Source organism: Streptococcus sp. oral taxon 058 str. F0407 (assembly GCF_000235485.1).
Taxonomy (GTDB): Bacteria; Bacillota; Bacilli; order Lactobacillales; family Streptococcaceae; genus Streptococcus.
The window spans coordinates 192,387-206,343 of the sequence record NZ_JH378887.1; the positions used below are offsets into that span (position 1 = coordinate 192,387).

The window sequence follows — 13,957 nt, forward strand, 5'->3', positions numbered from 1 at the left end:
TGTGTGTGTTGGAACAATCCAAACAGACAGTTGGTTCTGTCACAAAAAGAATTATTAGACAATTGAGTTATGAGTTGGAGTCACCATCGAGTAAAGCTGCACTGGCAAAAATTAGAAAAACGTTGGGTAAACCCTTGAGCGATGCAACAGATATCTGGCCGATTTTATTTGAGCATTTACCAGAGGAGTTTGTCAATTCATACCAGCAGCCTAGCTATGAGGAGTTAGCAATTTATACAGCTATCCAATTTTACGCCTTACATCAACAAGGAACTTCAACTGGTGTGATGTTAGATGAGCCCGATACTTATCAAAATATCGGTTCTGCTCTTAGTCAACTTCGAAAAGGAGATGACACGACAGCCATTGACAGAAGGTTCAATGTTATGATTACATCATCAACTTTTGAAGAGTTAATCTACCATTTACGCCACATGATGATGTTACTCAAAACAAAGTCTCCTGCTACAAAGGTTGATTATGCTAAGTTAGCTGAGGACTTGTATTGGTTTTTAAAAAATGTACAAGAAAATCTTCGCCTAAATTGGGCAAGATCATATTATAAACAAATCAAAGGAGAAAAACACAATGACAACTAATCAACGCTTATTTTTAGATATTCATGCTATACAAACTTTGCCACCTTCAAATATGAATAGAGATGATACAGGTAGCCCAAAGACCGCTCAGTACGGGGGTGTAAAAAGATCGCGCGTGAGTTCTCAAGCTTGGAAGAGAGCTATAAGAGACTATTTTAATACTTATGGAGAACAGTCTAATGTCGGTGTCCGAACAAAAGACATTGTAAGATATGTTGCAGGTAAAATTGTAGAACTAGATAATTCTATCAGTTTTGAAGATGCACTAACCAAAGCAGATACAGTCTTGATAGCTACTGGAATTAAGAAAAAAGGTGAAGTCAAGGCGCTTTACTTTATGGGGGATAGACAAGCTGAGAAATTAGCTCAAGCGGCTTATGAAAATCTGACTGATAAAAAAGAACTTCAAAAACTAGCTAACTCAAATCCAGCCATTGATGTTGCTATGTTCGGTCGAATGGTAGCTGAAGATCCAACTCTAAACGAGGATGCTTCCTCTCAAGTTGCCCATGCTATTTCAACACATGCTGTACAAACTGAATTTGATTTCTTTACTGCTATTGATGATTTAGCTCCAGAGGATAATGCAGGTGCAGGTATGCTGGGAACTATCGAATTTAACTCTTCTACGCTCTATCGTTATGCCAATGTTGCGATTCATGAATTATCAAAACAACTAGAGGATGAGAAATCCTTAAAGAACAGCTTGAATTTATTCATCGAAGCATTTGCAAATTCACTCCCGACAGGAAAAGTGAATACCTTTGCCAATCAAACTTTACCGCAGGCTCTAATCGTTTCTTTGCGTGATGATCGTCCTGTTAATCTTGTCAGTGCTTTTGAAGAACCAGTTAAATCAACAGATGGTTATGTGGCAAAATCTATTGAAAAACTGTCTAAAGAGTATACAAGAGTTGAAAAATTCGTGAATAAACCACTTTTGACTTTCTATGTGACTTTGGATGAGAATGAGAGTTTAAAACAAATAGGTGAGGAAAAATATTCAGTTTCAGAATTATTAAAAGATTTTTCGGAAACCTTAGGACAAGTCCTCAAAAAATAGGTGAATGGCATGAAGACTATTTTGTTGAAATTTGCTGGCCCTTTGCAATCTTGGGGGACAAGTTCACATTTCGAAACAAGACATACGGATTTTTATCCTTCTAAGAGTTCTGTTATTGGGTTGATTGCTTCAAGTCTAGGATATCGTCGAGACGATGATGAAAAAATTATTCGTTTAAACGAGCTGGATTTTGCAGTTCGAGTGGATCAACAAGGAAATTTACTCAGAGATTTTCATATTGCACAAAAGTATACAGAAAAAGGAAAGTTTGAACGAAATTATGTCACGAATCGTTATTATTTAGAAGATGCTGTTTTTGTAGTGGCTCTTTCTCATAATAATGAGCAGTTTTTGGAAATGATTTTACAAGCTTTGAGAAATCCCTATTTCCAACCATTTATGGGAAGAAGGTCTCTGCCGTTGACTGCAGATTTTATCTTAGGTGAGACTGATATTGGAGCAGTTGAAAGTTTGAGAACTCTTGAGTGGCAAGCTTCACCATGGTTTATGAAGAGAAAGCTTATGGATGCCGTAACTTTAGAAATCTATTCTGATAGACATTTAACCGATAGAGGTATTTATCAACTGAGACAAGATGTTGTCAAGTCTTTTTCACAAAAGGGGAGAAGGTTTGGCTATAGGTATGAAACTAGAGAACTGGTTCAAGTTCGGAATTCGTTTCGAGATAAAAATACGGCACATGATGTTTTTAAGAGTATAGGAGATTGATGGTATGTATATCTCAAGAGTAGAAATTGATCGGACCAATCGCCGAAAGATTAGGCGCTTAACACATATAGGCGCTTATCATGCTTGGGTAGAAGAGAGTTTTCCAGAAGAAATGGAACAATCTATTCGAACAAGGAAATTATGGCGTATAGATCGTATCCAAGATAAAGATTACCTGATTATTGTTAGTGAAAATAAACCTGATTTACAACGATTAGAAAAATACGGGGTTTCTGGTAGTGCTCAAACTAAGGATTATCAACAATTTTTAGATAATATCTATACTGGTAGCCGAATGAAATTTCGAGTGGTTCTTAATCCAGTTATTTCCTTAGTATCACCAGATAATCTTAAAAGGGGTATTGTAAAACCTCATGTTACGAGTGAATATCAGATGAATTATCTAATAGACCGCTCTGACAAAAATGGATTTTCACTGATAAAAGAAGATTTTTCAATCGTTGAACGTGGTTATGAGATGTTTAAAAAAGCTGTTAAACCTATCAGATTGATAAAGGTTGTTTATGAAGGGGTCTTAACAGTTAGTGATGCAGATCTTTTTAAGAAACTTTTGACTGAAGGAATGGGAAAGAAAAAAGCATACGGTTTTGGTTTAATGACCGTAATTCCATTGGGAAACGAATCATGGTAAAAAAAAGTGGAACGAAGAAAACATCTCTGCGAGAACTTCCTAAAATAAGCGATCGTGTCAGCTTTATTTACGTAGAACACGCAAAGATAAATCGTGTGGATAGCGCTATTACAGTGCTTGATAGCAACGGAACAGTTAGAATACCTGTTGCTATGATTGGTGTATTATTGCTAGGGCCGGGTACTGATATTAGCCATCGTGCTGTAGAGTTGATAGGAGATGCTGGAACCAGTATGGTTTGGGTTGGTGAGCGAGGTGTTCGTCAGTATGCTCATGGAAGATCCTTAGCACATTCAACAAAATTCTTAGAGAGACAGGCTAAGCTGGTTTCAAATTCTCGGTCGCGTTTAGCTGTTGCCCGTAAAATGTATCAAATGCGATTTCCTGGTGAAGATGTCACCACATTAACAATGCAGCAACTACGGGGTCGTGAAGGAGCTAGGGTGAGAAAAGCATATAGGATGCAATCTGAAAAATTCAAGGTTCCTTGGGATAAAAGGGACTACAGACCTGATGATTTTGAAGGAGGGACGGTAGTGAATCAGGCGCTATCCGCAGCTAATGTAGCACTTTACGGTTTGGTGTACAGTATAGTGGTAGCGCTAGGTGTTTCTCCAGGTCTTGGTTTTGTACATACCGGCCATGATTTATCCTTTATTTATGATATTGCGGACTTATATAAAGCTGAATTGACTATTCCCTTAGCTTTTGAAATTGCAGCTAACTATACTGAGGATGATGATATTGGTAAGCTTGCTCGATTGAAAACAAGAGATTCCTTCGTAGATGGCAAGTTAATGGCTCGGATAGTTGCTGACATTCAATATCTATTTGAAATAGATGATGAAGAGGAGTTAGTGATTGATACGCTTTCTTTATGGGATGATAAGGATAAACTTGTTAAACATGGAGTTAGTTATACGGAGAATTGATAATATGCCACTGACTGTTTTAACTTTAAAAAATGTTCCGCCGTCTTTAAAAGGGGATTTAACCAAGTGGATGCAAGAAATTGCCACAGGGGTTTACGTTGGAAATATCAATACTAGGGTTCGTGAAAAGTTATGGGATCGTATTAAGGCGAACGTTGGAAAAGGTGAAGCTACAATTAGTTACGCCTTTAGAAATGAAATTGGCTATCAATTTGATACCGTAAATGCTCAGCGGAGTGTCCTAGACTATGATGGAATCCCATTAATTCTATTACCTAGCCAAACAGACAGCAATGGAAAAATATCCAGTTTTGGATATAGTGATGCTGCTAAGTTTAGACGGATCAAGCGTTTTGGCCGTCATTCAGAAGTTTCTTCAAAACCACAGAGTTCCTATATTGTGATTGATATTGAGACGGATGGTTTAGATGAGAATGAACATACCATTATAGAAATTGGGGCACTTAAGGTTACTCCATCCACTACAGAAGAGTTTAATGCTCTTATCAAATATGACGGAATCTTGCCTACGAAGATTTCTAAATTAACGGGAATTTCTCAGACTCTATTAGAACAAAATGGTCGAAATTTAAAAGAAGTACTTTCCGATTTTTTGCTTTTTATAGGTGAATCAGCTTTAGTTGGCTATGGTATCAATTTTGATGTTAAGTTTATTAATAATGAGCTTAACAAGTTGGGCTTGCCTTTATTATCAAATAAAACTCATGATTTAAAGAAATTTGTCAAGAGTGAAAAACTATTTCTGGCTAACTATCAATTACAGACAGCTCTTAAGGAATATGGAATTGAAGAGGTAGTTCCTCATAGAGCTTTACCGGACGCTAAGTTAATCTATCAGTTATCAACAAAAGTGAATAAATTTTTGAATAGAATCAATCGGGATTAGCGATTTCAATGGGATCTTTTAGTGTTTTTCCCGCACTCGCGGGGGTGATCCCAGGATATGAGCTTGTTATCCTTCCATTTACAAGTTTTTCCCGCACTCGCGGGGGTGATCCTGAGATAGCCATGATTGAGAAAGGAATGATTAGGTTTTTCCCGCACTCGCGGGGGTGATCCTTGGTTTCAGCGATTTTCATTCGTGGTGTTTACGTTTTTCCCGCACTCGCGGGGGTGATCCTATGATCTTGATGCCAGTCTCTATAAAAGTCGGGTTTTTCCCGCACTCGCGGGGGTGATCCCTCTTTAAAAATAGGGAGTAGCAGTGTTGCTAAGTTTTTCCCGCACTCGCGGGGGTGATCCTCTGCTTACTTGCGCGCTTGCCCTCGAATGTTGGTTTTTCCCGCACTCGCGGGGGTGATCCCGGTTAATCTAAGCAACCTAAGAGCAAATCAATGTTTTTCCCGCACTCGCGGGGGTGATCCTGTGACTTATCAGGTGCCGATTTTGAAAAATGAGTTTTTCCCGCACTCGCGGGGGTGATCCCAGCTTTATCCGTACTAATAATGGAAGCACTGAAGTTTTTCCCGCACTCGCGGGGGTGATCCTTCGCTCTCCAGCGCCACAAAATCGTCAAGCAAGTTTTTCCCGCACTCGCGGGGGTGATCCTATGTCCGCCCGTTATTGATAAAGCGCATGTAGGTTTTTCCCGCACTCGCGGGGGTGATCCTATGTTCGAAACCTTTAAGGACAAGCTACGTCCAGTTTTTCCCGCACTCGCGGGGGTGATCCTGCAATGACATTTGGTCAATCGTTACTCATTATGTTTTTCCCGCACTCGCGGGGGTGATCCTACCTGTAATATCGTATCCATTGTGGCTAGATAGTTTTTCCCGCACTCGCGGGGGTGATCCTAAGATAAGGAACAAGAGCAAATGTGTTGTAAGGTTTTTCCCGCACTCGCGGGGGTGATCCTGGTGGCATGCCTACCTTTGCCTATGTAAAGGTGTTTTTCCCGCACTCGCGGGGGTGATCCTGGCTTATCATTTAGAAGACCTTTTAAAAGGTTTGTTTTTCCCGCACACGCGGGGGTGATCCCACCACTTGGCGCCGTTCGTTGGTAAGGTTCATGTTTTTCCCGCACACGCGGGGGTGATCCTTTGTCAATATTCTTTGTACCACTTTAGATAAAGTTTTTCCCGCACACGCGGGGGTGATCCTATTATATGAGCATTTGCTAATAGCCTCAAGTTAGTTTTTCCCGCACACGCGGGGGTGATCCTGACCCCTTGGGTAAGGTACATGACTTCCTTACGTTTTTCCCGCACACGCGGGGGTGATCCCAGGTAAGACTACTTCAGCGCGTATCTTTGCAAGTTTTTCCCGCACACGCGGGGGTGATCCCATGATCCACGCCTATGAACAGAACTTGGACTTGTTTTTCCCGCACACGCGGGGGTGATCCCTTGTGGACTGGTTCTTGCCAACGATTTCAGCAGTTTTTCCCGCACTCGCGGGGGTGATCCCAGGCCACACCTTTTCAGACGGGACTGGAAATTGTTTTTCCCGCACTCGCGGGGGTGATCCTGTGGTTGACTGTGTGCCTGTCTTAGTAGATCCGTTTTTCCCGCACACGCGGGGGTGATGTGTGTGTGTGTGTGTGCCGTTTTTCCCGCACACGCGGGGGTGATCCTTTTCGATGGATACGAGAAATATCATGCTTTTTAGTTTTTCCCGCACACGCGGGGGTGATCCTAAGCCATCTTATAGGTCTTAAATTTAATATCGGTTTTTCCCGCACATGCGGGGGTGATCCCGCCGTAGAGCAGGTCGCCTCTGAGACCGGCTTGTTTTTCCCGCACATGCGGGGGTGATCCTATTAACCGCCAAAGCTCAAGTTTTAAGCACACGTTTTTCCCGCACACGCGGGGGATTGACTACATAAAATGAGATATAAGAAAAATATTCCTATTGAAAACTGATAAATTAGAGATAGGAGTGTTTTATTATAGGAAAAAACATATTTTGTGTAAATGAAGATATCTTACATAACAAAGGAGAAGACAAGTAAATTGAATGAAGTCATCATGGAGACATTTGGTAACAATAACATCAGTTGGGTAAAAAACTTTTAGAAGAGTATAAGAAAATTTGTCTTTTATCTGTTGTCTTAGAGTGTTTCAGAATTAAATGCTCAACATTTTTTGATTGGAAAAACGAGACTAAAATCCTTCTGCCAAATCCCTAGCTCTCCTAGCTGGTGCTAGTGAGTCCGAGGTTGCTCCCCTAGTTGAGCGCCTCATCGCAGATAAAACCTTTAACTTAGAGACAGCCAAGCATTATCTCGAAAACTTACGATCATAAAAAACTCAGACAAATTCGTCTGAGTTTTCTTGTGTTTAAATACTTTTTCCAGGTAATAGGGTGACTGGTAAGAAATAACCAGTTGTCGCAACTTCCTTGCCTTCAATTTTTTGCAGGAGAAGATCGACAGTTAGGTGGGCAATCTCTTTTAGAGGCTGCTTAATCGTTGTCAAATGAGGATAGTAGTTTTCGATAAAGTAAGTTCCATCATAGCCGATGACCTTGAGCTCATCAGGAACAGAGATACCTAGCTCCTGAGCGATTTTGATAACCAAAATGGCTGTCAAATCGTCAGAAGCAAAGATAGCATCTGGTTTCTGATGGGTCAAGATATTCTTGATTTCCATTTCCTTTCTGACGGGAGAAAAGTCACTCGAAACATTGATAATAGGAGCTTTTGGGAGTACAGATGCAAAGCCAGCATGACGCAGTCCAGTAGGCGAGTTGGAATTGTCATTCCCTGTAATCATGATGATAGACTGGGCACCTGTCTTGACCAAGGTTTGGGCAGCGAGAACTCCGCCACCGTAGTTGTCAGAGGAGACAACAGGGATGTCTGGAGACAAGTTTCGGTCAAAGGAAATGATTGGCGCTGTCACACGATTGTAGTCTTCGATTCCTAGATTATGACTACCCGAAATGATACCGTCCACCTGATTGGCCTCTAGCATTTCGATGTATTCCCGTTCCTTCTCGGAGTCATGCTCGCTATTACAGATGATGGTCTTGTAACCATTCTTGAAGAGCTGATGTTCCAACTTGTCAATCAACTCTGCATAAAAGACATGACTAATATTTGGGAAAATCAAGCCGATTAACTTGGCTGATTTTCCTTGGAGGCTTCGAGCCAGGTTGTTGGGCTTGTAGCCCAATTCTCGCATGGCTTCATTGACCTTTTGAATGGTTTTTTCCGATAGATAACCCTTTTTATTGATGACCCGTGAGACGGTAGTGGGACTGACACCTGCAAGTTTTGCGACATCAGTTAGTTTTGCGACCATAATCTAATTCATAGTAGGTTCCGGTTGGCTTTCCAGACTTGATCAGGATACCATTTTGATCGGCATGCGGAAAGACGCGACCAGAAAATACTTTTTCTCCTTTATTGATGAAAATTTCAAAGACTGAGTTGTCGATGAAGATAGTGGCAGTAGTAGCTTGGTTGTCGATTGGGCAAGAACGAGTGCTTCCAAATTCTTGTGCGTACTGCTCACCAGCCTGGCTACGATCTACTGTCACTTGACCATTTACAAGGTCAAAGATGATGGAAAGTCCCTTGCCTTCTTCATCAGCTAGTAAGACAATCTCGCTCTGGCTATTGGCTTCCAAGTTGAGCTCGAGTTCATAGGTGTTGTTGGTTTGAGTACGATTTGAGAAGACTTCTTCAGAAGCACGGAGTTCCTTGATAGCTGCGATAGGGTATTGGTAGAGTTTCCCATCTTTGATGGTCAGTTCCTTAACCAGTGAGAGGGCACCTTGATAATCAAATCGATCAGATGGGTAGGCTACATCCGGTAAACCAAGCCAACTTACTGCTAGTGCACGTCCGTCAGGAGCGTTGAAGGCTTGAGTTGCATAGGCTTCGAAACCATAGTCTAGATTATGAAGTTGAGACACATCTACTATTTTAGCATTTTCAGGATCAAAGGAAGCCCCGATTTTGTACATATTTGGAAAGATATTATCGTAGTCTAGAACTTTTTTATCCAATCCTTGTGGACAGTAGAGAAGGACAGGTTGCTCCCCTACAAAGACCAGATTTGGGCATTCCATCATGTAGGCAGTGCGATCGTTAGCGAAGTCAAGGTCGCCAACTGCTTGCCAGTTTGTGTAGTCGTTGTCAACAGCCTTGTAGAGACGGACGAAGCCTTTTTTATCCAAATCCTGTCCACCGACGATAGCATAGTATTGACCTTTGAAGTTAAAAATTTGTGGGTCGCGGAAGTGGTCGGTAGAGTCTGCTGGCTGGTCAATCAAGACCTTGTCAATCTTGGTAATCTTGCCATCTTTATCCAAAAGAGCGCCAATCTGGTAAGGGTGACGAATCCAGTTTTCATCACGGACATTCCCTGTATAGAATAGGAACAACTGATCACCAAACTGCATGGCAGAACCAGAGTAGGCACCGTGGCTATCTAATGGGGTATCTGGCAAAACTTTGATTCCAGTTTCTCTAAAATGCACCAAATCATCACTTTCAAGCTGCACCCAAGACTTCAAACCATGAGCTGCACCAAAAGGAAAGTTCTGGTAAAAGAGAATCCATTTGCCATCAAAATAAGAAAAACCATTTGGATCGTTGAGAAGCCCCATTTTAGGCTCGACATGGTAATGAGTATGCCAAGGAGATTGTGCCATCTTTTCCTTGATTTGCTTGACTTCATCATCTGTCCAATCTTCGTAGCGTCTGTAGCGACGCTCTGTTGTCCATTCCATTTTATCTTTCCTCCTAAAGTTCTACTATCTTAATAGTAAACGTTTTCGGCAAAAAAAGCAAGTCTTTTATGTTAAAAAAGAGAAAAAAATGTCAAACGATTATCACAAAAGAAAAGCAGACAACTCAGTTAATTATCATGAAAATATGAAAGAAATTGAAAAACAAAAGCTTTGAACCCTCTAACATCAGGATATTTTTATGAGGAAATGACAGAATCCACTCAAAAACTATCATAAATGAATATAAAGAACAGAATGAAAATAAAAAAATCTGCAAAACGCTTGACATATTTTAGAAACATGATAAAATAATAGTCGTAGGGCGAATAAAATCGCTTTCAAACAAGAACAAAATTTTTATAAGGAGATTTTTGCAAATGAACAATCAGGATATTGCAAAAAAGGTCATCGAAGCCCTTGGCGGACGTGAAAATGTCAACAGTGTAGCCCACTGTGCGACTCGTCTACGTGTCATGGTCAAAGATGAAGGGAAAATCAATAAGGAAGTGATTGAGAACTTGGATAAAGTTCAAGGAGCTTTCTTTAACTCAGGTCAATACCAAATCATCTTTGGTACTGGTACAGTAAACAAGATGTACGACGAAGTCGTTGCACTTGGTTTGCCAACATCTTCAAAAGAAGACATGAAAGCTGAAGCTGCTAAACAAGGAAACTGGTTCCAACGTGCTATCCGTACTTTCGGTGACGTCTTCGTGCCAATCATTCCAGTTATCGTAGCGACTGGTCTCTTCATGGGTCTTCGTGGTCTCATGAACGCTCTTGGAATGACACTTCCAGAAGATGTTACCATTTACAGCCAAATCCTCACAGATACAGCCTTCATCATCTTGCCAGGTTTGGTTGTATGGTCAACCTTCCGCGTATTCGGTGGAAATCCAGCCGTTGGTATCGTCCTTGGTATGATGCTGGTTTCTGGTTCGCTTCCAAACGCTTGGGCAGTAGCATCAGGTGGTGAAGTAACGGCTATGAACTTCTTTGGCTTTATTCCTGTTGTTGGTTTGCAAGGTTCCGTTCTTCCAGCCTTCATCATCGGGGTTGTCGGAGCCAAGTTTGAAAAAGCACTCCGCAAAGTGGTTCCAGATGTCTTGGATCTCTTGGTGACACCATTCGTGACACTTTTGGTTATGTCTATCCTTGGACTCTTCATCATCGGACCAGTCTTCCACGTTGTTGAAAACTACATTCTTCTCGGAACAAAAGCGATTCTTGGTTTGCCATTTGGTCTCGGTGGTTTGGTCATCGGTGGGGTTCACCAATTGATCGTCGTATCAGGTGTGCACCACATCTTCAACTTGCTTGAAGTGCAATTGCTTGCTGCTGACCATGTCAATCCATTCAACGCTATCATCACTGCAGCAATGACAGCTCAAGGGGCTGCAACTGTTGCCGTTGGTGTCAAAACTAAAAATCCTAAACTGAAAACACTTGCTTTCCCAGCTGCTCTTTCTGCCTTCCTCGGTATTACAGAGCCTGCTATCTTCGGGGTAAACTTGCGTTTCCGTAAACCATTCTTCCTTTCATTGATCGCTGGTGCTATCGGTGGTGGATTGGCTTCAATCCTTGGACTTGCTGGTACTGGTAATGGTATCACCATCATCCCTGGTACAATGCTTTACGTTGGGAATGGTCAATTGCTCCAATACCTTCTTATGGTAGCTGTATCATTCGTTCTTGGTTTTGCACTTACTTACATGTTTGGTTACGAGGACGAAGAAGAAGTTGCTACTGAAGTGGCAACAGAGCGCTTGGTTGAGGAAGAAACAACTGGCAACATTCCACTAGCTCCTCAAAACGAAACAATCCAAACTCCTATCGTTGGAGACGTGGTTGCTCTTGAGAATGTTAATGACCCAGTCTTTTCAAGTGGTGCAATGGGACAAGGGATCGCTGTAAAACCAAGCCAAGGCGTGGTTTACGCACCAACTGATGCCGAAGTATCTATCGCATTTCCAACAGGTCACGCCTTTGGCTTGAAGACAGCCAATGGAGCTGAGATCTTGATCCACGTTGGTATCGACACTGTATCTATGAACGGTGAAGGCTTTGAAGCAAAAGTTGCTCAAGGCGACAAGGTCAAAGCAGGTGACGTTCTTGGAACCTTTGACTCAAACAAAATCGCTGCCGCAGGTCTTGACGACACAACAATGGTTATCGTTACCAATACAGCTGACTACGCTTCTGTGACACCAGTCGCAAGTGGTTCAGTTGTCAAGGGCGACGCGATCATCGAAGTGAAAGCCTAATCCTCTTCAAAAATCAAATCTAAAAACGAACAAATGAATGTTTGTTCGTTTTTGCTTGAATGGTAAGATTTACAGAGGAAAATCTAAAAAATAGAGAAATGTAGACTTTCAAAATGTGCTATAATAGAGAAAACAAAGATAAGAGGTTTATCATGACGAAATTATACGGAAGCTTAGAAGCAGGCGGTACAAAGTTTGTCTGTGCTGTCGGAGATGAAAATTTTAACATTGTAGAAAAAACACAATTTCCTACAACAACTCCTATCGAGACCCTCGATAAAACCATCGAATTCTTTTCAAAATTCGATAATCTTGCAGGTCTTGCTGTCGGATCATTTGGTCCGATCGATATCGACAAAAACTCAAAAACTTATGGCTTTATCACAACAACTCCGAAACCAAACTGGGCAAATGTAGACTTGCTTGGAGCCCTCCGTCGCGCCCTAAATGTGCCAATGTACTTCACTACAGACGTAAACAGCTCTGCTTATGGTGAAGTGGTTGCCCGTAACAATGCTGGTGGTCGTATCGAAAACTTGGTCTACTACACTATCGGTACAGGAATCGGTGCAGGTGTCATCCAACGTGGTGAGTTTATCGGTGGTGTGGGTCACCCTGAGATGGGTCACTACTATGTGGCTAAACACCCAATGGATGTGGAGAAAGAATTTAACGGCGTTTGTCCTTTCCACAAGGGCTGTTTGGAAGGATTTGCGGCTGGTCCAAGTCTCGAAGCTCGTACAGGTATTCGTGGTGAAAACATCGAACTCAACAGTTCTGTCTGGGACGTTCAAGCCTACTATATCGCTCAGGCTGCGGTCAATGCTACAGTGACTTTCCGTCCAGACGTGATCGTCTTTGGTGGTGGAGTCATGGCCCAACAACACATGCTGGACCGTGTGCGTGAGAAGTTCACTGCTCTTCTCAACGGCTACCTACCAGTACCAGACGTGCGTGACTACATCGTGACGCCAGCAGTCGCAGGAAATGGTTCCGCTACACTTGGAAACTTTGTCCTTGCAAAAGAAGTTTCAAAATAAACCACAAAATCCACTTGGGAAACCAAACGGATGTTTTCTTTGAAGACAATGTTTTTCGAGCCTTTCCTTAAGTGATTACGGACGGTAGCGACTTTCTTCGAAATTCCATACCTAAAGTTTGAGCCTAATATCTCAAAGTTTCCGAACACCTGAAACCATTAGATTTCAGGTGTTTCTATCACGGCGGAAAGTCTAGGTAAGTTCTCGCTTCACTCGCGAAAATAGGAATGATTTCCATAACAAAGTATATTTAGTATCAAGCAATAGTCTGTCTATGTTCGAAAAATCCGCTTGGGAAACCAAACGGATTTTTCTATTCTCAAAATATCTGCCAGAAGAAATCAATAATATAGGTCAAGCCATAGGTGTAAACCACTAGGGTAAAGGGCTTGGTCAAAACGATGATAATCATATAGCGCTTGAAGGTCATCTTAGTAAGAGCAGCTAGCATGCAGAGAAAGTCAGCTGGGCTAACTGGCCAGATCATCATAAAGATAAAGAAACGCTCGAAACGATTGCCCTTATCTAGCCAGCCGATGTATTTGTCATAGGTGCGCTTGCTGACGACGGACTGGACAAAGGCAGCCCCGTAGAGACGCACGAGGTAAAAGATAATGGCACAGCCAATCACGATGCCGATATAATTATAGATGGTTCCGATGATGTGCCCGTAAATAAAGACCCCAGCCACTGAGGTCAAAGCACCTGGAATGATCGGAACGACGGTTTGTAGGATCTGTAGAAAGATAAAGAGTGGTGGCCCCCAAATCCCAGCTTGCTGGATAAAGGCCGATAGGGTTTCCTTGGACTGTAACACTCCCGCCTGATAGGCCCAAATGCAGAAAATCAAGGTGCCGACTCCCCCGACGATAGACGAAATATTGATGACTTGCTGTAGAAGGGGAGAAACAGCTTTCATTTGCTTATGCTGTGACATAGAAACTCCTTATAGATAGTATGATACTACTATATCATATT

At 41.9% G+C, this 13,957-nt stretch carries 11 protein-coding genes and 1 CRISPR repeat array; of the genes, 8 read left to right on the forward strand and 3 right to left on the reverse strand.

Going from position 1 to position 13,957, the window contains the following annotated elements:
* Window positions 1–5 precede the first annotated feature (5 nt).
* From casB to cas2e, 6 genes are read left to right on the forward strand one after another with little or no spacing between them, the layout of a single operon-like run.
* Window positions 6–599, forward strand: a complete 594-nt coding sequence (casB, locus tag HMPREF9184_RS02515) for a type I-E CRISPR-associated protein Cse2/CasB (RefSeq protein ID WP_000893381.1) — start codon at window positions 6–8, stop codon at window positions 597–599.
* Window positions 589–1,662 carry a type I-E CRISPR-associated protein Cas7/Cse4/CasC gene (gene cas7e, locus HMPREF9184_RS02520; RefSeq protein ID WP_000210567.1) on the forward strand — a complete coding sequence of 358 codons (1,074 nt, stop codon included), beginning with the start codon at window positions 589–591 and terminating at the stop codon, window positions 1,660–1,662. The genes casB and cas7e overlap by 11 nt, the downstream gene beginning before the upstream one ends.
* A gap of 9 nt (window positions 1,663–1,671) precedes the next feature.
* A complete protein-coding gene (cas5e, locus tag HMPREF9184_RS02525; RefSeq protein ID WP_000849179.1) occupies window positions 1,672–2,391 on the forward strand; it encodes a type I-E CRISPR-associated protein Cas5/CasD in 720 nt (239 codons plus the stop codon).
* A gap of 4 nt (window positions 2,392–2,395) precedes the next feature.
* A complete protein-coding gene (cas6e, locus tag HMPREF9184_RS02530) occupies window positions 2,396–3,043 on the forward strand; it encodes a type I-E CRISPR-associated protein Cas6/Cse3/CasE (protein WP_000275969.1) in 648 nt (215 codons plus the stop codon).
* Complete coding sequence (gene cas1e / locus HMPREF9184_RS02535) at window positions 3,037–3,975, forward strand: type I-E CRISPR-associated endonuclease Cas1e (RefSeq protein WP_000239587.1); 939 nt, start codon at window positions 3,037–3,039, stop codon at window positions 3,973–3,975. The genes cas6e and cas1e overlap by 7 nt, the downstream gene beginning before the upstream one ends.
* A 4-nt stretch (window positions 3,976–3,979) precedes the next feature.
* Entirely contained in the window at window positions 3,980–4,882 is a 903-nt protein-coding gene (cas2e, locus tag HMPREF9184_RS02540) for a type I-E CRISPR-associated endoribonuclease Cas2e (protein ID WP_001131669.1), read from the forward strand.
* Between the two features lie 23 nt (window positions 4,883–4,905).
* Window positions 4,906–6,752: a CRISPR direct-repeat array (repeat unit 28 nt; unit sequence GTTTTTCCCGCACTCGCGGGGGTGATCC).
* A 522-nt stretch (window positions 6,753–7,274) separates the two neighbouring features.
* On the opposite strand, the gene HMPREF9184_RS02545 is transcribed toward cas2e, so the two are convergent.
* Both HMPREF9184_RS02545 and HMPREF9184_RS02550 read right to left on the reverse strand, forming a co-directional pair.
* A complete protein-coding gene (locus tag HMPREF9184_RS02545) occupies window positions 7,275–8,240 on the reverse strand; it encodes a LacI family DNA-binding transcriptional regulator (RefSeq protein ID WP_000225989.1) in 966 nt (321 codons plus the stop codon).
* Complete coding sequence (locus HMPREF9184_RS02550; RefSeq protein ID WP_000455347.1) at window positions 8,221–9,675, reverse strand: sucrose-6-phosphate hydrolase; 1,455 nt, start codon at window positions 9,673–9,675, stop codon at window positions 8,221–8,223. Before HMPREF9184_RS02550 ends, HMPREF9184_RS02545 begins: the two co-directional genes overlap by 20 nt.
* Window positions 9,676–10,052: 377 nt before the next feature.
* Here HMPREF9184_RS02550 and HMPREF9184_RS02555 point away from each other — a divergent pair, with 377 nt between their 5' ends.
* A complete protein-coding gene (locus HMPREF9184_RS02555) occupies window positions 10,053–11,939 on the forward strand; it encodes a sucrose-specific PTS transporter subunit IIBC (RefSeq protein WP_001064515.1) in 1,887 nt (628 codons plus the stop codon).
* 152 nt (window positions 11,940–12,091) lie between these two features.
* Window positions 12,092–12,979 carry a fructokinase ScrK gene (gene scrK / locus HMPREF9184_RS02560; protein WP_000164285.1) on the forward strand — a complete coding sequence of 296 codons (888 nt, stop codon included), beginning with the start codon at window positions 12,092–12,094 and terminating at the stop codon, window positions 12,977–12,979.
* A gap of 319 nt (window positions 12,980–13,298) precedes the next feature.
* Here scrK and HMPREF9184_RS02565 read toward each other — a convergent pair whose 3' ends face one another.
* Window positions 13,299–13,916, reverse strand: coding sequence for a TVP38/TMEM64 family protein (locus tag HMPREF9184_RS02565; protein ID WP_000077673.1), 618 nt, complete (start codon window positions 13,914–13,916; stop codon window positions 13,299–13,301).
* Window positions 13,917–13,957 lie beyond the last annotated feature (41 nt).

Excerpts from the sequence above, each read along its gene's own strand:
- scrK (WP_000164285.1), top strand. The coding sequence starts at position 12,092 with ATGACGAAATTATACGGAAGCTTAGAAGCAGGCGGTACAAAGTTTGTC.
- cas2e (WP_001131669.1), top strand. The coding sequence starts at position 3,980 with ATGCCACTGACTGTTTTAACTTTAAAAAATGTTCCGCCGTCTTTAAAA.
- HMPREF9184_RS02550 (WP_000455347.1), bottom strand. The coding sequence starts at position 9,675 with ATGGAATGGACAACAGAGCGTCGCTACAGACGCTACGAAGATTGGACA.
- cas7e (WP_000210567.1), top strand. The coding sequence starts at position 589 with ATGACAACTAATCAACGCTTATTTTTAGATATTCATGCTATACAAACT.
- HMPREF9184_RS02555 (WP_001064515.1), top strand. The coding sequence starts at position 10,053 with ATGAACAATCAGGATATTGCAAAAAAGGTCATCGAAGCCCTTGGCGGA.
- cas6e (WP_000275969.1), top strand. The coding sequence starts at position 2,396 with ATGTATATCTCAAGAGTAGAAATTGATCGGACCAATCGCCGAAAGATT.
- HMPREF9184_RS02545 (WP_000225989.1), bottom strand. The coding sequence starts at position 8,240 with ATGGTCGCAAAACTAACTGATGTCGCAAAACTTGCAGGTGTCAGTCCC.
- cas1e (WP_000239587.1), top strand. The coding sequence starts at position 3,037 with ATGGTAAAAAAAAGTGGAACGAAGAAAACATCTCTGCGAGAACTTCCT.
- HMPREF9184_RS02565 (WP_000077673.1), bottom strand. The coding sequence starts at position 13,916 with ATGTCACAGCATAAGCAAATGAAAGCTGTTTCTCCCCTTCTACAGCAA.
- cas5e (WP_000849179.1), top strand. The coding sequence starts at position 1,672 with ATGAAGACTATTTTGTTGAAATTTGCTGGCCCTTTGCAATCTTGGGGG.